Origin of the sequence: Pseudorhodobacter sp. (assembly GCF_034675685.1) — a bacterium.
In the GTDB taxonomy this organism is placed as follows: Bacteria; Pseudomonadota; Alphaproteobacteria; order Rhodobacterales; family Rhodobacteraceae; genus Pseudorhodobacter.
Genome location: NZ_JAUCDA010000007.1, coordinates 40,578 through 62,557, shown reverse-complemented (window position 1 = coordinate 62,557; position 21,980 = coordinate 40,578). Strand labels below are relative to the sequence as shown.

The following is a 21,980-nucleotide window of genomic DNA, read 5'->3' as shown; positions in this document are numbered from 1 at the left end:
ATAACTTATGCTAAAGCAGTTTGCCTTTAATGCTGATGCATATTCTATTCGTGCGCCGATGCGGCGGAGATGTGCTGTCAGCTTTGAGAAGGCCATTTCGATTGGGCTATCGAACGGGTGAACCATCGCGTTGATCGACGGCAGCAACCCGGACGAGGAGACGAGCCACGGCAACGCCGGACTGATCGAGCGTGCCGCGAAGAGCCCCCGCCATTGATCGCGTGAGCTCTTCATCTCGCATGACTGGGCCGCGCGACCGCCGTCTACCAAGTGTCGAGGAATTTTCCCGGTGTCACCAGCGCCGATCTATTGCTCGGCGGTATAGACTTGAGGCCCTGAGACAGCCAGAAACGGGTTTCGGCGGGGTCAATCACGTTGTCGATCTCAAAATAGGATGCCACGTTGACGGATTTCCCCACTTCGTAGGAATGGGCGACCATCCTGTCGAACTCTCGCTGTCTTTCTTCATCGTCAGCGATATTTCCCAACTCTTTTCGATAACCCAATTTGACCGCACCTTCTATACCCATTGCGCCGAACTCTGCTGTCGGCCATCCGACCGAAAAGAAAGACGCATGGGTTGCGCCACCGGCCATGGCCATCGCGCCAAGCCCATAGCCCTTGCGTACAAAGATCGTGAACACAGGGATGGTGAGACTGGCCGAGGTAACGAACATCCGTGATACATGGCGGACCATTGCGGTGCGTTCGGCATCCGGGCCGACCATGAAACCGGGGGTGTCGCAGAGTGAGATCATCGGCAGCCCAAATGCTTCGCACAAACGCATGAAACGCGAGGATTTATCAGCGGCATCGGCGTCTATCGCCCCGCCAAGATGCGACGGGTTATTGGCGATCAGCCCAAAAGCTCGCCCCTCTACGCGGATCAAGGCGGTGATGATACCGGCCCCAAAACCGCGACGCAATTCCAGCACTGAGTCGGTATCAGCAACCGTATCAATAATTGAACGCATATCATAGGCGCGCAGCCGGTCCTGCGGCACAAGATGCCGCAAAAGCCGTTGATCTGCATGACCCCAATCCTTCGCATTTCCTTGGAAATACGCGAGGTATTTTTTGGCGACCACGACCGCTTCGGCCTCATCGCGCACGACGACATCAATAACGCCATTTGCCGATTGTACAGTCACCGGGCCAACATCCATGGGCTTGAACGCGCCCAGCCCTCCGCCTTCGATCATCGCCGGACCGCCCATACCAATAGAGGCGTTTTCGGTTGCGATCACAACGTCACTGCAGCCAAGCAGGGCCGCATTTCCGGCAAAACAATAGCCCGAGGCAATCCCCACACGCGGAACTTTCCCACTTAGCCTTGCGAAGTGAGAAAATGTCAGCGCGCTGAGCATGCTGCCTTCCTGGTCCACATCGCTGGGACGACCGCCGCCACCTTCCGCAAAAGTTACGATCGGTAGACGCCATTGCTCGGCAAGATGCACCAGCCGGTCTGTTTTTTTGTGGTTCATTTTGCTCTGCGTGCCGGCAAAGACCGTGTAATCATAGGCCATGACCACACAACGGGCCTCGGCACAATCAAAGGCCGTGCCATTGATGCTGCCAATTCCTGTGACCATACCATCTGCCGGACTCGTGCGGATCAGCTCTTCGGTTGAAATCTGCTTTCTCTGTTCACGAAGTGCGAGCGAGCCGTATTCGATGAATGTATCGGGATCGCACAGGTCTGCGACGTTTTCTCTGGCAGTGCGCTGACCGGTCTTGCGGCGACGCTGGACGGCATCAGGGCGCATTTTATCCAGTGTTGCATCCTGCCGTTCCCGCAGCAGTTTGAGGGCAGGTGGAATTGCGTCCAGATCGACGGCTTGATGGTGGTGAAGACGCGCATTTTCCGTTTCTGCTGGCTCGATATGGAACATGGGGTCGTCAAGCATCAGCGTGTCGCCAACCTGCACAAGACAGGCCCTTACCGTGCCGCTTGTCTCAGCAAGGACAGCATACTGCATCTTCATTGCTTCGATGATCGCAATTTCTTCGCCGCGTTGTACCGTTTGATTGTCGCAGATCTTAATTGCGACCACCGTACCCTGCATCGGAGTGCAGATCTGTGCCATCCCATCGGGAAGTTGCGATTGTGCCCGCGCTTGCGATGCGGAATCCACAGAGGAGCGGGCATTCTGTACCGCATGCAGGCGTGGATGCGCATCGCCTGAGGTTGGAACCAGCAGCTCCGTCACATGCGCCTCAACGAAATGGGTGTCGATTTTTCCGGAAGCAACTTCGGGGCGACGAAGGAGATTTTGCAAGAACGCGAGGTTGGTGGGAACACCTTCGATCCTGAATTCACAGGACGCACGATAGGTCCGTCGCAGTGCTTGGGAAAACTGACAATCCGGGCAATGGACGATCAGCTTTGCCAACAGGGAGTCAAAATTTGGATTGGTGCGATACCCGGCATAACCGAAGGTATCAACACGAATGCCGGGGCCTGACGGTATGTCGAAATAGTCAAGTGTGCCGCCGGACGGGCGCGCGCTACCATCCGCATTCATGACCTCCATGTTGATCCGCAATTGGATCGCAAAGCCCGTTGGGCGGGTGATACGGTCCTGAACCAGCCCGATTTCATCAAGTCCGGCACCGCTTGCAATCCGGATCTGGGTTTTTACCAGGTCGATCCCGGTGACTTCTTCCGTTACGGTATGCTCAACCTGCAAGCGTGGATTGGCTTCCATGAAGATGAACGGTGAGGACTCGCTGTCGTCGGATGAATCCACAAGAAACTCGTAGGTGCCGATGCCTTTGTACCGGACCGCCTGCGCAAGGCGCACGGCCGCTTCGGTGATCCGTGTGACTAGCCCCGGTGCGAGGGTCGGGCTTGGTGCAACCTCGATCAGTTTTTGATTGCGGCGTTGCAGCGTGCATTCGCGTTCCCACAGATGCACGGCATTTCCAGTACCGTCACCGACAATCTGCACCTCGATATGGCGCGCCCTGCGCATGAATTTTTCGGCATAGACCTCGTCATTTCCAAAGGCCGCCAATGCCTCCGATTGGCACCGGCTATAGGCTTCTTCGATATCCTCTGCGCGTATGACGGTGCGGATACCGCGCCCGCCGCCCCCTGCGACGGCCTTGATCATGATTGCCGGATCATCATCACCCAGCGACAGAAAGAATTCATGCACTTCGGCCAAGCTGGAGGCGTGGAACGTGCCGGGGCTGACCGGCACGTTGACGCCTTGTGCCAGACGCCGCGCCTGCGCCTTGTCACCCATCAGTTCCAGCACCTCGGGCTGCGGCCCGACAAAGATTATCCCTTCCTCCGCGCATCTTTTTGCAAAGATAGCGTTTTCGCTCAGGAAACCGTAGCCGGGATGGATCGCGTCACAGCCCTGAGCGAGGGCGACCGCGATGATTTTTTCAATGTCCAGATAGGCAGCCGCACCCTTGGCCTGCAGATCAACCGCCGTGTCTACCGTTCTGACGTGCAGTGAATTTGCGTCGTCGTCAGAAAATACGCCCACGGTACGGATTTCGAGGTCTGCTGCCGCCCGCGCAATCCGGATTGCGATTTCGCCTCGATTTGCGATTAATAATGAACTGATGGTCACGCCAAACTCCTATGGCCAAATTTCGTCGGCCGCTCCGAAGCCGGAGACAATGCCATTTCCCTCAAGATGCCGGGATTGTCAGAGAGACTGTTTCGCGCTTTTACGTCTGGCCCAGTAGGCTTTTACCTCGCCGGCTATGCCGCGCCGGAAGGCCAGTACACAGATGATGAAGACGCAGCCCGTCACCACAGTGACAGAGTTGCCAAGCCGGTTGAACCAGTCCAGACTGGTCCACGCCGCGAGGGTTTTTCCCAGCCAGCCCAGCTGATATTCAAGAAAAATGACTGCCGCAGCGCCGATAACAGGTCCGATCATGGTGCCCATACCACCAACCAGCGTCATCAGAACCACGGTGCCGGACATCATCCAATGAACATCCGTCAATGAGGCAAAACCCAGAACAACCGTTTTGGTGGCTCCGGCTAGCGCCGCCAATGCCGCTGATAGCACGAAGGCCAGTAGCTTGTAGCGTTCGACCCGGTAGCCCAGTGACGTCGCCCGCGGCTCATTTTCCTTTATCGCCTTCAGAACCTGACCAAAAGGCGAATGTACGATCCGCACAATCAGCGCATAACCACCGATGAAGATGGCTAGCACTAGATAATACATGTTAAGGTCATTGCCGAGATCAACCAGCCCAAGCAGTGAGCCTCTGGGCACGCCCTGCAGGCCATCCTCACCACGCGTGAACTCCATCTGGAGCGCAAGAAAATACATCATTTGCGCCAGCGCAAGTGTTACCATCGTGAAATAGATTCCCTGGCGACGGATAGACAGTGCGCCCACCACCAGCCCGATAGCACCACCCGCGACTGTCCCTGCGACTATACCCGCCAAAGGGGGCCAACCCATCGTCATCAGTACATGGCCGGTGATATAGGCTGACCAGCCGAAGAATGCAGCGTGACCGAAAGACAACAGCCCGGTGAAGCCGATAAGCAGATTGAAGGCGCAAGCGAACAGCGCAAAACAAAGTAGGTTCATCAAAAGAATAGGGTAAACGACTATCGGCGCGAGAAGCATGCCGACCAGCAGCAATCCATATGCGAGGGTCTTGCCCATCTTATTTTTCCTTTCCAAATAGACCTGCGGGCTTGACCAGTAGGACAATAGCCATGATGACAAACACCACGATCGCAGAAGTTTCGGGATAGAAAGTGCGGGCCAGACCTTCGATCAGGCCAAGGATCAGGCCTGACAGAACGGCCCCCATCAAAGACCCCATTCCACCAATGACCACCACCGCAAACACCGTGATGATGAGGTTGGACCCCATAAGCGGGGCAATCTGGATGATTGGGGCCGCAAGAACACCTGCAAATGCCGCCAGCCCTGCGCCAAAACCGAACGTCAGGGTAATCGCCAGCGGCACATCCACACCGAATGCCTCAACCAGTTTGGAGTTTTCAGTACCTGCGCGCAGGATAGACCCCAACCGCGTCCGTTCGATGATAAGCCAGGTTGCAAGGCAGACCGTCAGCGAGGCTATGACAACCCATGCCCGATAGATCGGCAGGTTCATGAAACCCACGTTGACCGCACCGGAAAGTGCTGCCGGAACGCGGTAGGATTGGCCAGAAGAACCGTAAACCGAACGAAATACGCCTTCAAGAACAAGGGTGATACCGAAGGTCAGCAGCAGACCGTACAAGTGATCCAGATTGTAGAGTCTGCGCAAAAGCAATCGTTCGATTACACAGCCAAACAATCCTACCACTATGGGCGCGATCACCAGCATCGCAAAATAGTTGATATTGAAATAGTACATTCCCATCCAGGTCAGGAACGCACCTATCATATACAACGCACCATGCGCGAAGTTGATGATGTTCAACAAACCGAAGATGATGGCCAGGCCAAGCGACAGAATGGCGTAGAATGATCCGTTGATCAAACCAAGCAATAACTGGCCATATAGGACCTGTAGCGGAATACCTGCAATCTCTGTCATGTTTCTTCCCGCCCCTATACGCCAAGTAATTTGTTCAGCAGTGACATGTTGGCGGGCAGATCGTCCGAGGCGATGCTCTCGACAACTTGCCCATGCTCGATAACGTAGAAATGATCCGCCAGAGGTGCGGCGAACCGGAAGTTCTGCTCAACCAGCACAACGGTGAACCCGTTCGACTTCAAGGTGACGATCAATTGCGCCAGGGCCTGCACGATGACCGGTGCCAACCCTTCGGAAATCTCGTCAAGCAGCAACAGTTGCGCGCCTGTTCGAAGGATGCGGGCAATTGCTAACATCTGTTGTTCGCCACCCGACAAGCGCGTGCCCTGGCTGTATCTGCGCTCTGCCAGGTTGGGAAACATCTCATACAAAGCTTCAACCGACATGGCGTTTTCGTTATTGGCAATTTTCGGCGGCAGCATCAGGTTTTCTTCAACCGAGAGCGACGAGAAGATACCGCGCTCCTCCGGGCAATACCCGACGCCACAACGTGCTATCATATGGATTGGCATATGCAGCGTTTCGGTTCCGTTGACCTTGATGGAGCCCTCGCGCCGTCCGGTCAGGCCCATGATGGCCCGAAGGACGGTCGAGCGCCCCGCACCGTTGCGGCCAAGAAGGGTCACGACCTCTCCTTTGCCGATCTTCAGGGAAAGATCATGCAGTACATGGGATTCGCCATACCAGACGTTCAACTTTTGTAGTTCAAGTGCAGGAGTCATAATCAATTCACCCATCCTAAGCGGTCTCGGTGCCCATATAGGCCTGCATCACCTGCTGGTTGGAGGACACCTCGGCATAGGTTCCCTCCGCAAGCACCGCGCCGCGTTGCAGCACCGTGATCCGGTCACAAAGCCCTGCCACGACGCTCATATTATGCTCAACCATCAACACGGTTCTGCCTTTGGCCACTTTCCGGATCAGATCGGTGACGCGTTCCACATCTTCATGCCCCATGCCCTGCGTCGGCTCATCCAGCAGCATCAACACCGGATCCATGGCCAGTGTGGTTGCGAATTCCAACGCCCGCTTGCGGCCATAGGGAAGCTCTACAGCAAGAGTTTCAGCAAACTCATCAAGCCCCACCTCAGCCAGAAGCTGCAAGGCGCGATCATTCAGCGTGTTCAAGGTCGCTTCGCGTTTCCAAAAGTGGAACGTCGTTCCGACCTTCTTCTGCAACCCGACCCGGACATTTTCCAGCACAGTCATATGCGGAAAAATCGCTGATATCTGGAAAGAGCGTACAATCCCCATACTGGCGATGTCGGCCGATGCCGCGTTGGTGATGTCCTTGCCCTGAAAGATGATATGGCCTGAAGTCGGCACAAGAAACTTGGTCAAGAGGTTGAAAAAAGTCGTTTTGCCCGCGCCATTCGGCCCGATCAGCGCGTGGATTGTGCCACTCTCGACCTTCAGGTCTATATTGTCGACAGCGGTAAACCCCCCAAAGCTTTTGGTCAGTTTTCGTGCCTCCAGAATATGATTGCTCATATCTTCACCCTATTGCTGAATGAGAAGTTGCGCTGCGCGCAGCCGCGCCTGCTGCATGGATTGTTTTGCATTGTGTCATATGTCTTTGACGAGGCGCCGCAGCACCTTGCCGGTTGGTGTGGTCGGCAGTAAGTCTACAAAAACAATCACTTGCGGCACTTTATAGGCAGAGAGGTTTTCCTTGCACCACGCTGTGATCTTATCGGCAGAGGCATGGGCCCCCTTGCGCAGCACAAGCACTGCTTTGACGACCTCACCCTTCTTTTCGTGCGGTACGCCGACAATGACGGCCTGTTCAATATCAGGATGCCGGATGAGGATGCTTTCAACATCTTCCGGAAAAACGCTGTAGCCGGATACTTTGATCATCTCTTTCTGACGGCCTAGCAGGGTCAGGTAGTCGTCCTTGTCCAACACCCCGATATCGCCGGTGCAGAACCAATCCCCATCGAAGGTCTTTGCATAGGCTTCGGGGTTGTTCCAATAACCCTGGAAAAGTCCAAGCCCTTTCAGAAGTATCTCGCCCTGTTCACCGCGCGGCAGCTCTGCCCGCGTGTCGATATCCACGATGCGACATTCTACACCGGGGTTCAGCTTTCCGTGGGTGCCCCACCTGATATCATCCAGTGGCATGCAACTGTCCCAGGTGTGGGTCTCTGTCAGGCCATAAGCAGCTTCGGCAACCAGACAGCCACCGGTAAACGCGGTCCACTTTTTGCCGAGATGTTCTGTCAGCGGAATACCAAAGCTGGTCACGATATTGAGGCGCAGGGAATTAAGCCGGTATTTGGCTGCATCCGGATGTTCCATGGCACCGATAAGCATCGGCGTGACGCTGTACCAGAAGGTTACCTTGTTACGGTCAATCGCCTCAAGAATGCAAAGCGGATCATAGCGGAACAGCAAAACCGTCGTTGCCCCGGCATAGATCGGAATGCAGATTCCGGCGGACATCCCGGCGATGTGATAAAGTGGTGCTACAGCCAGAACCACATCCCTAGCGTGAACGTCGTAAACATCCGCCATGACGGATGATTTGAACAGGGCCAGAGCATAGGGCAGCATCGCGCCTTTCGGCTTGCCGGTGGAGCCGGAAGTATAGCTCAGGCCGGCAATATCATTCATAGAGAGTGACGGGCGCGGGCTTTCGCCTTCAAAATCCCGCAACGCATCCATGAAATCAACGGCACCGGCGACCATCGGCAACTTGGGGGCCAAAATCTCTTTTGGGATATGCAGCGTCGGGTGATCTGGCAACAGGTCGCTGTAGCTGGTCATAAAGATATGCTCGATGGCCACCATTGGCAGGACCTGCTCGACCACAGAATAAAGAACGTCAGCCGTAACGATGGCCCGCGCGCCCATATCCGACAGCTGCGTTTCAAGTTCGAACTTCTTGAACAGCGGGCTGCACGGGCATACGATCGCACCGAGTTTCTGAATCCCCATATAGGCAATAACATACTGGGGCGAATTTTGCAGAAAAAGCGCAATCCTATCGCCTTTTTCGATGCCGCGCTCATGCAACCGCGCCGAAAACGCATCACTAAGTCGGTCAAGCTCGCGATAGCTGATTTCGGCACCGTACCAGTTGATCGCAGTCTTTTCAGGCTGCTCCTTGGCATGCTGCCGCAGATACTCGTGCAGAGGTTTGTCGCCTTGCCTATAGTTGATCGTTCTTGTCATGAGCTATCCAGAGCAGGGTTCAGAAAGGGTCGTGGCCAATCAATTCAATTGACCCGGTGCAAGGGGCTATTGTTTGCCTAATTCCGAAAGAAGCATCTTCTTCAGCTTGTATTTCTCGATCTTCTGCGTAGCGGTGCGCGGTATCGCGTCTACTATGCGGATGTATCGTGGACACATGAATTTCGGCATCCGCGCGGCCAGCCACGCACGCAATTCATCTTCAGAAACGGCCATCCCCGGCTTGATTTCTACGCACAGCGCAATATCGTCTTCTTCTCCGATATCGGCCGGAACAGCGAAGGCAGCACTTGCCATCACACCGGAGAAACGGCCTGCAAAATCTTCAACCTCAAAGGAGGACACGTTTTCGCCACGCACGCGGATACGGTCGCCCTTGCGGTCCATGAACGTATAGGCATCCGTGTCATCCACCCGCACAGTATCGCCGGTATGGAACCACAAATTCTTGAATGCCTTTACGGTGGCATCGGGCTTTCGCAGATATTCCCGAAAGAACATCGCAGGCAGCTTTGGCCGCAGGGCAAGCTCACCGATCTCTCCCGGAGCGCACATCATGCCCTCCTCATCAAAGGCCGCGGCTTCGACGAAAATTGAAGGAATGCCCATGTAGCCCTTGGTCGAGGCATCCCGCGCTTTCACGAACGGAATGTCGAGCCGGGCTGCCATGTCGTGCATCTCTTTCCAGGAATGGCCGCGGCGCAGGTCCGGCGATGTTGTCAAACCATCCTCCGTTTCATCAACAATCGAAAAGAATGACATGCCTGTTTCGGTCTGACCGAAGCCTACGCTGATAAAATCCAGCCCGAAACGTTGCGCCATTTCGATATGCGAATTGGGCAAGGGCTGCATATGGACCTTGTTCAGGGAATTGTTGCGATCATCCGGTGTCGGGTTCGCCTTGAGCAGCCAAGGGATCATCGTATCAATCAGGGATGCAGCACTGGCACCTGTCTTGCGAATCCGTGGCCAGAAGTCCGTTGTGCTGAATCGATCCCAGGCGACGACAGTGCAACCCATCCAGATCGCCCGGACCACGTTGAAAATAGCGCCGCCGACGTGGTAGAGTGGCAAGTCGTTGTACAGGATATCATCCTGCGCCATCATGCTGCGGCACATGAATGTATATTGGTTCATCCAACGGTGGGTTTGAACAACGCCTTTCGACGGACCCGTTGTGCCGGAGGTGTACAGGACGTTGGCCACATCATCAAAACGGATCTCAATATCCGGCCTTTGTGTAGCGGCAAGAAGCGCCTCCCACGGCAACCCGTTCAGTGTGCTGTCCAGATCAATCGGATTGGCGCAGAAATCATGCGCGCCCTGCGGCGGGTCATAAATGACAATACCCTCAACAGAAGACAGCTCGGACGCAATATCGTTCAGGCGCGGAACCATAGCACGTTCTGTGATTAAAAGTTTAGGCTGGGTGTCGTTGATCTGATAGGCTAGAAAGTCACCTCTGAAGCCGAAGTTGATCGGGCAATAAACCGCACCTGCTTTCCAGATCGCGAACATGCTTAGAATCGTGATCTTGGCATTGCCCATAAAGACCGAAACGAAATCGCCCTTTTTCACCCCTTGCAGCGCCAGGTTGCCGGCAATCTGATCGGTAAGTGCGCCGAAGTCCGCATAGGATAGGGTGCTGTCATCCTCGCCGTAATAGAGGCAGGGCTTGTCGCCCAGCTTGCGCGCCCATTGATCCAGTTTCGGGATGATGCAAGCGCCATCCCGATCCATCTCCTTTTGTAGATCCCGTTGGGTCATCCCGACCATTTTCGCAGGCATACGCACGCTCCCGTAACTGTTGGGTAAGTAGTTCTATACCCCCCCTTATTCCAAAAGACCGAAGGGGGGGCATAGCTGCTTTTTACTTCACGAGCGGGCAGCCGCCCGAGGCCAGGTCCCGGAACGCTATATCACCCGGCACCGTGGAGATGATCTTGTAGTAATCCCATGGGTATTCGGATTCTGCTGGGGCTTTTACCTCGAACTGATACATGTCATGCACCATTCTTCCATCCACCCGGATAACGCCGTTAGTTGCAAAGAAGTCGTTGATCGGGGTATCGTGCAGGGCTACCATAACGGCTTCCGGCTCGTCTGTTCCGGCTTTTTCTACGGCCTTTAGGTAGGTGCCAATTGCCGAATAGGTTCCCGCGTCAAGCATGTTGGGCATCCGCTCCAATTCATCATAGAAACGTTTGGACCATGCCCTGGTTTCGTCCGTGCGGTCCCAGTAAAAACCGGTGGTCGCGTTCAGGCCCCGGGCCGTTTCCTGCCCCATCGCGTGAATGTCGGTGATGGTCGGCAGCATGGCTGCGATGGTCTGAGTCATGCCAAACTCGTTCGCCGCCCTCACGAGATTCACGGTATCGGCACCTGCATTGGCAAAGGCGACAACATCCGCACCGGAAGCTTGCGCGGTCAACACATAGGACGAGAAGTCAGAAGCGTTGATCGGGTGCTTGGTCGAGCCGACGATTTCACCACCGCCCTCTTCGACAAATTTGGTCACATCATTCTTGAGCGTTTCACCAAAAGTATAATCCGCCGCAATCACATACCATTTCTTGCCACCGTTCGCCAGGATCGAGGTCACGGTACCTTTTGCGAGGGCGTGGGTATCGTAGGTGTAATGCACCACCAGCGGGCTGCAATTCTCACCGGTGATAGAACTGGACGCGGCTTGCGTGTTGAAAATGATCTTGTTTTTCTCTTGCGCGATGGTGGCGACAGCATAGTGGACTGCGGTGTTTCCAAGGCCGAAAATTGCATCAACCTGTTCCTGGTCGAACCAGCGGCGTGCGGTGGTCGCAGCAAGGTCAGGCTTGTTGTGGTGGTCGGCGTTTACCAGCTCGATTTTCTTGTCCAGCACAAAGCCGCCGAAGTCCTCGATCGCCATCCGAGCAGCAAGCAAAGCGCTTTCACCGTTGGAATCAGAGTAAACTCCGGTCATGTCATTCAGGACGGCAATCTTCATCACGTCATCTGACAAACCGGCAGCGGAACCCTGTGCGGGCAACACGCCGACTGCACAAAGCGCCAGAATCGACGCCCCTGCGATCTTCCTTGAACTTATCTTCATTTGGACCCCTCCCTTTGCGTTACTAATTTTTAAGTACGACCAAGCTGGAACGGGCTCGCCCCCTTCCAACCCACAATAAACCTACTAGAAAGTAGCAGCGATTGTAAAGTAGGATTTGTGCTGCGGAAGCGATGGACTTGTCGCTTGGGTGGCGCAGGGATTTCGATGGAGGAAGCGGTTGCCAAGCTGCAATTATTACTACTATATAGTAGCTACTACTTAAAAGTCGTAATAGTGTCCGGTCAGCAAAGGATCTCCGCATGTCCGAAAAATCTACCCCAGTGCATTATTCCGTCCGTGATGGCGTGGCGGTCATCATGCTGGATGCGCCGCCCGTAAACAGCCTGTCGCAAGGCATGCGTGCGGCAATTCTGGATGCTGTGACACTTGCGGGTTCTGACGCCGCGATTCGCGGTGTGGTGCTTGTCGGGGCAGAGCGGATGTTTTGCGGCGGCGCCGAGATCAAAGAGTTTTCGGACGGAAAGGTTGCGCCACCCGACCTGAATGACGTCTGTGCCGTGCTAGAAGGCCTGAATAAACCTGTAGTCGCGGCCATCCACGGTCACGCCTTGGGCGGGGGCATGGAGTTGACACTTGGCTGCCATTACCGGGTCGCAGCGCCAAGCGCGAAGGTCGGCTTTCCCGAGGTTCTTTTGGGTGTCTTGCCTGGCGCGGGTGGCACCCAGCGGTTGCCGAGACTGATCGGGGTTGCCAGAGCACTGGACATGATTCTGACCGGCACTGTAATTTCGGTATCCCGAGCCAAGGCTGACGGGTTGATTGACGCGGTACTCGATGGCGACCTGTTGGAACGAGCGATTGAATTCACAGTAAACGCTGCCGAAAATCCGCAGAATATGCGGGTGGCAGGTGCGCTTCCCGTGGCTGCCGACAAAACAACCGCTGCGCAATTGCACGAGGCCCGTATTGAATGGCAAAAAAAAGCGCCAGGTGCCAAAGCGCCCCAAGCTATTGTGGACTGTATCGAATACGCCGCATCGGGCGCGTCATTGGCGGATGGTCTGGCCTTCGAGCGCAGGAAATTCCTTGATTTGATGAACGGCGACCAATCCGAAGCCCTGCGACATCTTTTCTTTGCCGAAAAAGCTGCGGTCAAGATCCCCGGTCTGGATGCGGACCTAAAGGCGCGACCGATTGCAAAGATCGGCGTCATCGGTGCCGGCACGATGGGCGGCGGCATCGCGATGAATTTTCTGAATGCCGGACTGCCTGTCGTGCTGCTGGACATCAAGCAGGAATGGCTTGATGCCGGTATCGCAAAAATTTCTCAGAACTACGCCGCAAGCGTCCAGAAGGGCCGCGTCACCCAGGCCGAGATGGACGCGCGGATGGGGCTGCTTGCCAGCTCGCTAAGCTATGATGACGTGGCCAATTGCGATCTGGTGATCGAAGCAGTGTTTGAAACCATGGACATCAAGAAAGAGGTTTGCGTTAGGCTGGGCAAGATCTGCAAGCCGGGTGCCATCATCGCGACCAATACCTCCACTCTCAATGTCGATATCCTGGCCAACGCATCCGGCCGCCCAGCAGATTTTCTGGGTATGCATTTTTTCAGCCCGGCCCAGATCATGCGCCTGCTCGAAGTCGTTCGCGGTGCTGAAACCGCTCCGGACGTTCTGCACACCGTGATGGGCCTGGCCCGCCGGATCGGCAAGATCGCGGTTGTTTCCGGTGTCTGCTACGGTTTCATCGGCAATCGGATGCTGGAAGGCTATCTGCGCGAGATGGATTTCCTTTTGATGGAAGGGGCTTCGCCTGCACAGATCGACAGCGTGCTGGAATCATTCGGCATGGCAATGGGTCCGTGCCGCATGACCGATATGGCCGGGGTGGACGTGAATGCCCGCGTTCTGGATGAACGCGAAAGAGAGGGGCATCTACCCGGCCATCCCGCTTATCGCGCGGTAGTTCGCAAGCTGGGCGAACTTGGTAGGAACGGGCAGAAGAATGGCGTGGGGTATTACCGCTATGACGGCCGCACGCCGATCCACGATGATGAAGTGGAGCGGATCTGCATTGATCTGGCCACCAGACACAACATCACGCGCCGTACCGCCATCCCCGATGAAGAGATCCGCGCGCGCCTGCTTTATCCGCTGATCAACGAGGGCTACCGCATTCTTGAGGAAGGTATCGCCTACCGCTCCGGTGATATTGATGTGGTCTGGACCGCAGGTTACGGCTTTCCACGCCTGGCCGGGGGGCCGATGCATCTGGCGCAGAAGATCGGTGAGCGCCGTATCCGCGACCGGATTGCCGAATTTGCCAGTGTGACAGGTGATCCCCATGGTTTTTGGGACCCGGCCCCGCTTTTGACCCGCAACGCCGCAGAACAGGCCTGACCCCCCTTCCAAAACCCCACTATCGGAGAATTGCAATGCGTGAAGCCGTCATCGTCTCGACCGCCCGTACCCCGATCGGCAAGGCCTATCGTGGTGCCTTGAACAACATGAAATCACCGACCCTGATGGCTCACGCCATCGAACACGCCACCAGAAGGGCGAAGCTCGACGGGGCAGAGATCGAAGATCTGATCGTCGGCACAGCTTTGAGCGCGGGCACCGCAGGCTTGAACATCGCGCGCACCGCCGGTCTGGCAGCCGGCCTGCCGATCGGGGTTGCCGCGCAAACGGTGGATCGCCAATGCGCCTCGGGCCTGATGGCCCTGGCAATAGCGGCGCGCGAAATCATCGTGGACGGCGTCGATATTGCCGCGGCAGGTGGGCAGGAAAACATTTCTGCCTTGCAGGAGGCCTATTTCGCATGGACCACCCGCGAACAGGATCCGAATGTCGTCGCACGCGCGCCGCATGCCTATATGCCAATGCTGCAAACCGCCGAAAATGTTGCCCGCAAGTACAACATCACCCGTGACCAACAAGATGAGTTCGCGCTGCTGTCGCAACTGCGCACCGCCGCCGCACAAAAGGCGGGGCTTCTCGATGCCGAGATTGTGCCGATCACCGCACAAAAGATGATCCGCGACAAGGAGACCGGAGAGATCAGCTATCAGGAAGTGACGCTTGAAAAAGATGAGGGCAATCGGCCCGAAACCACGCTTGCCTCGCTTGCCTCGCTGAAACCGGTGATTGAGGGCGGGACCGTAACGGCGGGAAATGCCAGCCAGCTTTCCGATGGTGCTTCGGCCTGTATCCTGATGGAGGCGCGAGTCGCATCAAGGCGTGGGCTTGATCCGCTGGGCATCTATCGCGGCATGATGGCCGTTGGCAATGCGCCCGAAGAAATGGGGATTGGGCCTGTTTATGCCATTCCCAAGCTGCTGAAACAGCACGGGCTAAAGATCGACGATATCGGAATCTGGGAATTGAACGAGGCTTTCGCCTGTCAGGCGCTCTATTGTCGCGACTTCCTCGGGATTGACCCGGCGCGCTACAACGTCAACGGCGGCGCGATTTCCATCGGGCATCCCTACGGCATGTCGGGGGCGCGCATGGTTGGCCACGCGTTGCTGGAAGGCAAGCGGCGCGGCGAGAAATACGCCGTCGTCTCCATGTGTGTCGGCGGCGGTATGGGGGCTGCTGCGTTGTTTGAAATTTGCTGAAAATACGCCAATTCCCGGCGCTGGAAGCGCCGGGAAAACCACATTCAATCCGGGGGATCTGCGGATGGACTACAAGGAAATAATCTATGTGGTGGACGGGCATGTCGCCACGATCACCTTCAACCGCCCGGAACGCATGAATGCGTTGACCAAGGTGCTGGAGCGCGAACTTCATGACGCGATGCAGACTGCGGACCGTGACGAGAACGTACGCGCCATCATCCTGACCGGCAACGGGCGGGCATTCTGCGCCGGAATGGATATGGATGAGCTTGAGGTGCTTCCACCCGGTGATATTTCTGCGCGCGAATGGATGCGCCCCTATGACATGAACAGCCGGGCAGACTATCAGGCGCGCTATTCCTACTTTCCTGCTGTTTCCAAGCCCGTGATTGCCGCGGTGAATGGTGCGGCGGCTGGGCTCGGTATGATCTTCGCGCTTTACAGCGATTTCCGCATCGCATCGACGAAGGCGGTCTTTGCCACCGCCTTCGTCATGCGTGGGCTTATTGCAGAACACGGAATTAGCTGGATTTTGCCTCGCGTCGTCGGTCACGCCCATGCAACCGACCTGCTGCTGACATCGCGCAAGGTTCGTGCGGATGAGGCGCTATTGATGAACCTAGTACACCGCGTCGTGGAACCCGAGAACCTGATGGCCGAGGCGCAGACTCTGGCCAAGACCCTGTCTGAGGAGGTTTCCCCTCGCTCCGTCCGGGTGATGAAGCGCCAGCTTTGGGATGCCCCCTTTCAAACTCTGGGCGAGGCGATCACGGTCGCCAATGCGGAAATGTTCGACAGCATCAAGAGTGAGGATTTTACCGAAGGCGTCGCGCATTTTCTGGAAAAGCGTAAACCGAACTTCACGGGCCGATGAGGCCATACCTCAAGCAGTGATGACTGACCAATAGAGACGGAGACCAGCATGATCGAGAAACGCCAATTCTATATCAATGGGAAATGGGTTAATGCAAAAGAGGGCCGGGATCATCAGGTGATCGACCCTTCAACCGAGGAGCCTTGCGCGGTTATATCGCTTGGTGGGCAAGCCGATACAGATGCCGCCGTGGCCGCCGCAAAAGCAGCGCTGCCCGGCTGGATGGCCACCCTTCCCGCAGAACGCATCGCACTTCTGGAAAAGCTGGCCGGTATCTACAAGGCTCGTTCCGTCGAGATGGCGCAGGCAATCAGCCTTGAAATGGGCGCGCCCATTGACCTTGCGCAGACTGCACAATGGGGTGCGGGCTACGGCCACCTCAAGAACTTCATCCGGGCGGCAAAAGGGTTTGAATTCAATCGTCGATTGGGTGAGCACGCGCCGAATGACCGGATTCTGTATGAGGCCGTCGGCGTGGCCGGCCTGATCACACCTTGGAACTGGCCGATGAACCAAGTCATGCTTAAACTTGGCGCGGCGATTGTGGCGGGCTGCACCATGGTGCTGAAACCTTCTGAAGAAAGCCCGCTCAGCGCCATTCTGCTGGCCGAGATGATGGATGAGGCAGGCTTTCCGCCCGGCGTCTTCAACCTGATCAATGGCGATGGTGCAGGTGTGGGTACCCAGCTTTCTGCCCATGAAGATGTGGATATGATTTCCTTCACTGGCTCTACCCGCGCAGGCATCGCTATTTCCAAGACTGCCGCCGACACGCTCAAGAAAGTGCATCTGGAGCTGGGCGGAAAAGGCGCAAACCTGATCTTTGCCGATGCTGATGAGAAGGCGGTCAAGCGTGGCGTCATTCATGTGATGAACAACTCCGGCCAAAGCTGCAACGCGCCGACTCGCATGATGGTAGAAGCGAGCGCGTATGAAAAGGCGGTGGAAACCGCTGCAAATGTCGCGAAGAGCCTGCGCGTCGGCCCTGCCAGCGAGGAAGGGCGCCACATCGGCCCGGTCGTCAATGAAAGCCAGTGGAACAAGATCCAAGCGCTAATCCAGAAGGGCATAGATGAAGGCGCACGACTGGTCGCGGGCGGCACGGGACGCCCCGAGGGGTTGAGCCGCGGCTTTTTTGTCAAGCCCACGGTTTTTGCCGACGTCACCAATGAAATGACAATCGGCCATGAGGAGATTTTTGGCCCCGTTCTATCGATCATGAAGTTTGAAACCGAGAATGATGCGGTTCGGATGGCTAATGATACGGTTTACGGCCTGACCAACTATGTCCAGACCGAAGACAGCGCCCGCCGCAATCGTCTTGCGCAAAAACTGCGCTCCGGCATGGTCGAGATGAACGGCCAAAATCTTGGTGCAGGCGCGCCGTTCGGCGGCATGAAACGATCTGGCAACGGGCGTGAAGGTGGTGTTTGGGGCATCGAGGATTTCTGCGAGATCAAGGCCGTTTCAGGCTGGACGGACGCCTGATCATTACAGTAATCTGAAAACAGGCGCGCGCGCCGGCATTTTGCGGACAAGGCTGTGGTCTTGGCTAGGACCTACAGTTATGTTGGCGACATCGCTTGCAGTCCTTGATCGCAAAAAAGGCTTGAACAAATCGCTGCCAAACGGCAATATCTACTCTTCGGTAGGCTTATAGCGGCAGAAGTGCCAAACCCAATCGTTCTACGGCTGGTATGCGTTTTGGTCTCGTTCGGGCAACTGGCGGCTGCAAAGCTGTCCGGAATCCACATCGGATTACCTGAGACCTGCATTTGCAATATCGACTACAGCACCGGCTCGTAGTCAACAGGAGAATAGAGCCCAATGATCGACACGCAAAAGAAAGAAGCGGCGAAGCGGCGAGCCGTGCGCAAAGCCGTGAATCACGAACAGAAACGCAAGCAAATTCTGGATGTCGCGGGCGAGATGTTCTTTCAGCAAGGCTATGCCAACACCAGCATTGATGACATAGCGGCGCAACTCGGCGTCGGAAAGCCGTTCATTTATTACTACTTCAAGGACAAGGCAGCAATTTTTGAAACACTTTGTGTCGACTCCTCGGATCAGACCTACACCTCATTCGCAGTGCTGAACGACAAAACGATGACCGCCACCGAACGATTGCAATGCGGCCTTCGCAACATGATCCTGAACTATATCGACACCTTCGTTGGCGGCGCACTCTATTACAAGGAGCCGGGCCTTCTGGGCAGCGATGCCAAAGACTGCATCCGCGACAATGCGGTGAAGCTGCATGCCGATCTGATGCATGTGCTTGAAGATGGGCGCAAATCGGGTGAGTTCATGTACGAGGATACCAAGCTGGCAGCCCTGATGATCGGCGGGTCCATCGGGTTTATGTTCACCTGGTACCGCCGAGACGGCGCGTTGTCCCCCACAGCAATCGCGGATTTGATGGTGTCCAATCTGATGAAGATCGTTCTGGCGCCGGACTACCGGGCCATACACCTGGCTCCAGATGCAAAGCTTGCCGCTTCAGAGGGCTGAAGCGATTTCAGCAATGCCGTCCGACAGCACCGGCTTGCCTTCGGCATTCACGACATCAAACAACACTTCCACGCCCCCGGCAACAGGACGCGGATCTGCCTGACTGCGCAGGAAAAGGCTATCACCGACCAATGCCTTGCCGCTCATCCTGGCGCCAAGACGACGCAACCTGGCGGGATCCCCACCGCAAAATTGCCGGATGATCTGCAAGCCGGCTGCTCCCCAGCTGCAAGACCCGTGCAGCAGCGTGTCATCCAGCCCGGCACCGCGCGCGGCGCTGCGCTCGGTGTGGATCGGGTTCCAGATATCCGCCGCCTCGGTGTAAAGATGGGGCAACGCGCGTGAGATGGTCAGATACGGCTCGGGGCTGATGACAAGGCTGTCGGTGTTCAATATGGTCGGAACATCCGGCGGCTCTACAATGGACCTGTCGCCGCCGGCCACATCGTCACCAAGGAAAATGCCGCAGAACCAGCTTTGTGCAATGTCCTGTCCGGTATCGGCCAGCGTCGTATCAAGACGTACCGCGATATAGGCCCCGATCCGGGTTTTGCGAAGCACGGATATCTTGCCCTTGGTAACGATGCGTTGTTCCGGCCTCAGCGGTGCAAACAGACGGGAATCCTGCCGGACGTGGATACAGCGCCACATCTGCTCGTCACCCGCCCCCAGCACGCCGCGATAGGCCGGACCATTCATCACCCGCCATTCCGGCGAAATAATGAACGTCGGCAAGCCGATGATGCCTTCGGGCCGCAAATCGTTGAGATAGACATCCTCCGTCGCGCCCAGGGCCGCAGCATAGCTCATCAGTCGCCGCGCAGTGATGGTGAACTCCGACGGCGCAAGATCAACGCCCACAACGTTCGAATAAAGCGTCTTGCTCATGTCTTTCCTTTTAATTGCGCGCAAGGGCGGCGTTAGCGGCCTTTGAAAAACGCATCGAGCGCGTGACCATGTGCCTCTGTGGATTGGCTGACGACATATTGTTCCAGATCCATGAAGCTCACGGCATGGTTCAGCGCATTTGCCGCCGTACCGATGGCGTGTTTGGTCATACGCAATGGTGCCGCAGGGATTTTCAGCAAGCGCCCGGCAATGTTCATCGCCTCGCTCAAAGCGCCCTGCGGCTCTGTCAGATTATCGACGAAACCCCATTTTTCAGCGGTCCCCGCATCGATATTCTCAGCAAGCATCACCAGTTTGCGCGTCCGTGCCGCGCCTATAAGAGAGACGAGACGCGGTAGACTTTGCCAGCTCATGCTCATCCCGTTCAACAATTCGGGCGCGCCAAATGTTGTATCCCTAGCAGCAACGCGAAAATCACAAGCCGCCGAAAATGCGAGCCCGCCGCCCAGGCAATAGCCTTCGATGGCGCAGACCGTAACCGCATCCAGCCCTTCCCAAACGGCACATGCACGCGCGCCGATGGAATGGATCGCCAGGCGCTGCTCGATGGACAGATCGCGGTGTCCCTTTACCTCGGGCTGTTTCAGGTTCATGCCTGCGGAAAACTGGGTCTCGGACCCGGTGACAACAACCACCCGAATGTCTGGCTCGCTCTGGATCTGGTTGGCGGCCGCCCATAGCTCGTGCAGCATCGCATAGGACATCAGGTTGAACCGGCCTGCCCCTTTCATATGCACCACTGCAAGCCCCTGCTCAGGTCGCGTTATTTCTACATGTTGCATGATCATTCAACTTGTTCCCCTGCGCTTGGGAAGTGCCGCATATCAACCTTGTGCCGCACCCCGAACCTCTGGCTTTGTTCAGGTCCCAGCATCCACTTAACTGACCTTTGCTTCCAATGCCATGAGCATTTCATACCAAAGAGTCGTATCTACCTGAAAGTAGCAATGATGCCACAAATGATCTGAGTATGTTGTCGGCACGGCTCTATATCAAAGGAAGTTTGCTTGTGGTGGGTTGGTATAACAATCGCCACCTTCTTGGCCCCATCGGATACATCACATCCGCAGAAGCAAAGAAGGCGCTCTATGCAAATTTGATCACACTCGATAGGTCGCCTAAGCAGATTGATCTTGGCTGGCCAACGCTTGGCTGGTGTGATTCTGTTGCCCTATCTGGTTTGGAGGGCGGGATATGGTGGGCAAATCACCATTGCGGGTGACGGGTTCGGAAAGATTGGTGCTTGAGGCATTGGCCGGCAGCGGTGCGCGAGGCGAAGCTGATCGGGCCCGGGCCATTTTGCTGACACTTGCCGGGTGGGCGAGCAACCGCATCTCGCAGGCATTCGGTGTGCGCGAGGTACGGTTCGGCTGTGGCGCGGCGACTTCATGCGCGGCGGGGTCGTTGCCCTCAGGGCGCGTGTTGCGGCGGGGCCCGCGCCGGTCAAGGCAGAGGCGGCTCTGCGGGTGGTCGCTCCGCTTCTATCTGCGCCCGTCGCGGACCGGACAAACTGGACGCTGGCCCGCCTTGCCGCCGAAATCGCAAGGAGCGAGGGTGTGACGATCTCCTTGTCGCAGTTATCCAAGGTGTTGCGCAAAAAAGGGGGTATCGCTACCGGCGGCCACGCCACACCTTGAAGGGACGTCAGGATGCCAACGCCGTTGATCGGGTTGGGGTGCGGCTGAAACTGCGCAAAGCACAGGCCGAAGCCGGCGATATCGTGCTGTTGTTCAGCGACGAAAGCGCAGCGCTGACGCATCCATATCTCGCGCGTGCCTGGGCCAGGCGCGGTGCCGACCTGCGGGTTTCGGCTCCGGGTCAGTCGAAGAAGGTTGCCATGATGGGCACGCTCGAATGGGCCGGGCGTAAACTGGTTGTCACCACGTCCCGAACAAAACGCAGCACCGATTTCAGGGCCCATCTGCAAAGCCTCGATCAACGGTATGGTCCCAAACCCGGCGCCCCCCTGAGGCCGGTCGTGATTGTGCTCGACAACGGCCCGATCCATACCAGCAAGGCGTCGCGTGCGGCATTGGCGGAACGCACCCACTGGCTGACGGTCGAATGGCTGCCGAAATACGCCCCCGAGCTCAATGACATCGAGCGCGTCTGGCTGGATCTCAAGGCCAACCACCTCGCCCATCAGACCTTCAACGACCCCGAGGATCTCGATCGGGCAATTCATGCCGCCGTCAAGGCATTGAATGCTGAACGAAACCGCGATCCGTTGGGCAACCCGAGAATCTCTGCTTAGACGTTGAACAAATCACCCTCCGTAA

General features: G+C 56.5%; 17 protein-coding genes. 7 read left to right on the top strand and 10 right to left on the bottom strand.

The window, feature by feature from the left end; genetic code table 11:
- Positions 1–263 precede the first annotated feature (263 nt).
- The 8 genes from VDP61_RS07160 to VDP61_RS07125 all read right to left on the bottom strand — a co-directional run bounded on the left by VDP61_RS07160 (position 264) and on the right by VDP61_RS07125 (position 11,821).
- Positions 264–3,587, bottom strand: a complete 3,324-nt coding sequence (locus VDP61_RS07160) for a carboxyl transferase domain-containing protein (protein WP_323006260.1) — start codon at positions 3,585–3,587, stop codon at positions 264–266.
- Positions 3,588–3,665: 78 nt separating this feature from the next.
- The gene (locus VDP61_RS07155; protein WP_323006259.1) at positions 3,666–4,649 is read right to left on the bottom strand and encodes a branched-chain amino acid ABC transporter permease; all 984 of its coding nucleotides are present in this window, start codon (positions 4,647–4,649) and stop codon (positions 3,666–3,668) included.
- 1 nt (position 4,650) lies between these two features.
- The gene (locus VDP61_RS07150) at positions 4,651–5,538 is read right to left on the bottom strand and encodes a branched-chain amino acid ABC transporter permease (RefSeq protein WP_323006258.1); all 888 of its coding nucleotides are present in this window, start codon (positions 5,536–5,538) and stop codon (positions 4,651–4,653) included.
- A 14-nt stretch (positions 5,539–5,552) separates the two neighbouring features.
- Positions 5,553–6,275: an ABC transporter ATP-binding protein gene (locus VDP61_RS07145; protein WP_416236501.1), complete on the bottom strand. Its 723-nt coding sequence runs from the start codon at positions 6,273–6,275 to the stop codon at positions 5,553–5,555.
- Between the two features lies 1 nt (position 6,276).
- Positions 6,277–7,029 carry an ABC transporter ATP-binding protein gene (locus VDP61_RS07140; protein WP_323006257.1) on the bottom strand — a complete coding sequence of 251 codons (753 nt, stop codon included), beginning with the start codon at positions 7,027–7,029 and terminating at the stop codon, positions 6,277–6,279.
- Positions 7,030–7,104: 75 nt separating this feature from the next.
- Positions 7,105–8,715 (bottom strand): AMP-binding protein, encoded by a 1,611-nt coding sequence (locus VDP61_RS07135; protein WP_323006256.1) that lies wholly within the window; start codon positions 8,713–8,715, stop codon positions 7,105–7,107.
- Between the two features lie 66 nt (positions 8,716–8,781).
- A complete protein-coding gene (locus VDP61_RS07130) occupies positions 8,782–10,521 on the bottom strand; it encodes an AMP-binding protein (protein ID WP_323006255.1) in 1,740 nt (579 codons plus the stop codon).
- A gap of 82 nt (positions 10,522–10,603) precedes the next feature.
- A complete protein-coding gene (locus tag VDP61_RS07125; protein ID WP_323006254.1) occupies positions 10,604–11,821 on the bottom strand; it encodes an ABC transporter substrate-binding protein in 1,218 nt (405 codons plus the stop codon).
- Positions 11,822–12,081: 260 nt separating this feature from the next.
- On the opposite strand from VDP61_RS07125, the gene VDP61_RS07120 reads away from it, so the two are divergent.
- The 5 genes from VDP61_RS07120 (at position 12,082) to VDP61_RS07100 (ending at position 18,792) form a co-directional block, all read left to right on the top strand.
- Positions 12,082–14,184 carry a 3-hydroxyacyl-CoA dehydrogenase NAD-binding domain-containing protein gene (locus VDP61_RS07120; RefSeq protein WP_323006253.1) on the top strand — a complete coding sequence of 701 codons (2,103 nt, stop codon included), beginning with the start codon at positions 12,082–12,084 and terminating at the stop codon, positions 14,182–14,184.
- 35 nt (positions 14,185–14,219) lie between these two features.
- On the top strand, positions 14,220–15,404 hold the full coding sequence (locus VDP61_RS07115; protein WP_323006252.1) for an acetyl-CoA C-acyltransferase: 1,185 nt from the start codon (positions 14,220–14,222) through the stop codon (positions 15,402–15,404).
- A complete protein-coding gene (locus tag VDP61_RS07110) occupies positions 15,391–16,281 on the top strand; it encodes an enoyl-CoA hydratase (RefSeq protein ID WP_323006251.1) in 891 nt (296 codons plus the stop codon). Before VDP61_RS07115 ends, VDP61_RS07110 begins: the two co-directional genes overlap by 14 nt.
- A gap of 48 nt (positions 16,282–16,329) precedes the next feature.
- On the top strand, positions 16,330–17,769 hold the full coding sequence (locus tag VDP61_RS07105; protein ID WP_323006250.1) for an aldehyde dehydrogenase family protein: 1,440 nt from the start codon (positions 16,330–16,332) through the stop codon (positions 17,767–17,769).
- Between the two features lie 339 nt (positions 17,770–18,108).
- The gene (locus VDP61_RS07100; protein WP_323006249.1) at positions 18,109–18,792 is read left to right on the top strand and encodes a TetR/AcrR family transcriptional regulator; all 684 of its coding nucleotides are present in this window, start codon (positions 18,109–18,111) and stop codon (positions 18,790–18,792) included.
- Here VDP61_RS07100 and VDP61_RS07095 read toward each other — a convergent pair.
- Positions 18,781–19,680 (bottom strand): FAS1-like dehydratase domain-containing protein, encoded by a 900-nt coding sequence (locus VDP61_RS07095; protein ID WP_323006248.1) that lies wholly within the window; start codon positions 19,678–19,680, stop codon positions 18,781–18,783. The two genes, VDP61_RS07100 and VDP61_RS07095, sit on opposite strands and share 12 nt — an antisense overlap.
- Positions 19,681–19,712: 32 nt before the next feature.
- Positions 19,713–20,489: an enoyl-CoA hydratase/isomerase family protein gene (locus VDP61_RS07090; RefSeq protein WP_323006247.1), complete on the bottom strand. Its 777-nt coding sequence runs from the start codon at positions 20,487–20,489 to the stop codon at positions 19,713–19,715.
- A 600-nt stretch (positions 20,490–21,089) separates the two neighbouring features.
- Between VDP61_RS07090 and VDP61_RS07085 the strand changes: the two genes are divergently transcribed.
- The gene (locus VDP61_RS07085; protein ID WP_416236500.1) at positions 21,090–21,338 is read left to right on the top strand and encodes a hypothetical protein; all 249 of its coding nucleotides are present in this window, start codon (positions 21,090–21,092) and stop codon (positions 21,336–21,338) included.
- Positions 21,335–21,955 carry an IS630 family transposase gene (locus VDP61_RS07080; protein ID WP_323006245.1) on the top strand — a complete coding sequence of 207 codons (621 nt, stop codon included), beginning with the start codon at positions 21,335–21,337 and terminating at the stop codon, positions 21,953–21,955. The genes VDP61_RS07085 and VDP61_RS07080 overlap by 4 nt, the downstream gene beginning before the upstream one ends.
- The last annotated feature ends 25 nt before the right edge of the window (positions 21,956–21,980 follow it).

What these genes read in the sequence shown, in the direction of transcription:
- VDP61_RS07095 (WP_323006248.1), bottom strand. Translation starts at nt 19,680, where the DNA reads ATGAGCAAGACGCTTTATTCGAACGTTGTGGGCGTTGATCTTGCGCCG.
- VDP61_RS07120 (WP_323006253.1), top strand. Translation starts at nt 12,082, where the DNA reads ATGTCCGAAAAATCTACCCCAGTGCATTATTCCGTCCGTGATGGCGTG.
- VDP61_RS07125 (WP_323006254.1), bottom strand. Translation starts at nt 11,821, where the DNA reads ATGAAGATAAGTTCAAGGAAGATCGCAGGGGCGTCGATTCTGGCGCTT.
- VDP61_RS07105 (WP_323006250.1), top strand. Translation starts at nt 16,330, where the DNA reads ATGATCGAGAAACGCCAATTCTATATCAATGGGAAATGGGTTAATGCA.
- VDP61_RS07135 (WP_323006256.1), bottom strand. Translation starts at nt 8,715, where the DNA reads ATGACAAGAACGATCAACTATAGGCAAGGCGACAAACCTCTGCACGAG.
- VDP61_RS07100 (WP_323006249.1), top strand. Translation starts at nt 18,109, where the DNA reads ATGATCGACACGCAAAAGAAAGAAGCGGCGAAGCGGCGAGCCGTGCGC.
- VDP61_RS07130 (WP_323006255.1), bottom strand. Translation starts at nt 10,521, where the DNA reads ATGCCTGCGAAAATGGTCGGGATGACCCAACGGGATCTACAAAAGGAG.
- VDP61_RS07140 (WP_323006257.1), bottom strand. Translation starts at nt 7,029, where the DNA reads ATGAGCAATCATATTCTGGAGGCACGAAAACTGACCAAAAGCTTTGGG.
- VDP61_RS07155 (WP_323006259.1), bottom strand. Translation starts at nt 4,649, where the DNA reads ATGGGCAAGACCCTCGCATATGGATTGCTGCTGGTCGGCATGCTTCTC.
- VDP61_RS07150 (WP_323006258.1), bottom strand. Translation starts at nt 5,538, where the DNA reads ATGACAGAGATTGCAGGTATTCCGCTACAGGTCCTATATGGCCAGTTA.
- VDP61_RS07085 (WP_416236500.1), top strand. Translation starts at nt 21,090, where the DNA reads ATGCGCGGCGGGGTCGTTGCCCTCAGGGCGCGTGTTGCGGCGGGGCCC.
- VDP61_RS07090 (WP_323006247.1), bottom strand. Translation starts at nt 20,489, where the DNA reads ATGATCATGCAACATGTAGAAATAACGCGACCTGAGCAGGGGCTTGCA.
- VDP61_RS07115 (WP_323006252.1), top strand. Translation starts at nt 14,220, where the DNA reads ATGCGTGAAGCCGTCATCGTCTCGACCGCCCGTACCCCGATCGGCAAG.
- VDP61_RS07145 (WP_416236501.1), bottom strand. Translation starts at nt 6,275, where the DNA reads ATGGGTGAATTGATTATGACTCCTGCACTTGAACTACAAAAGTTGAAC.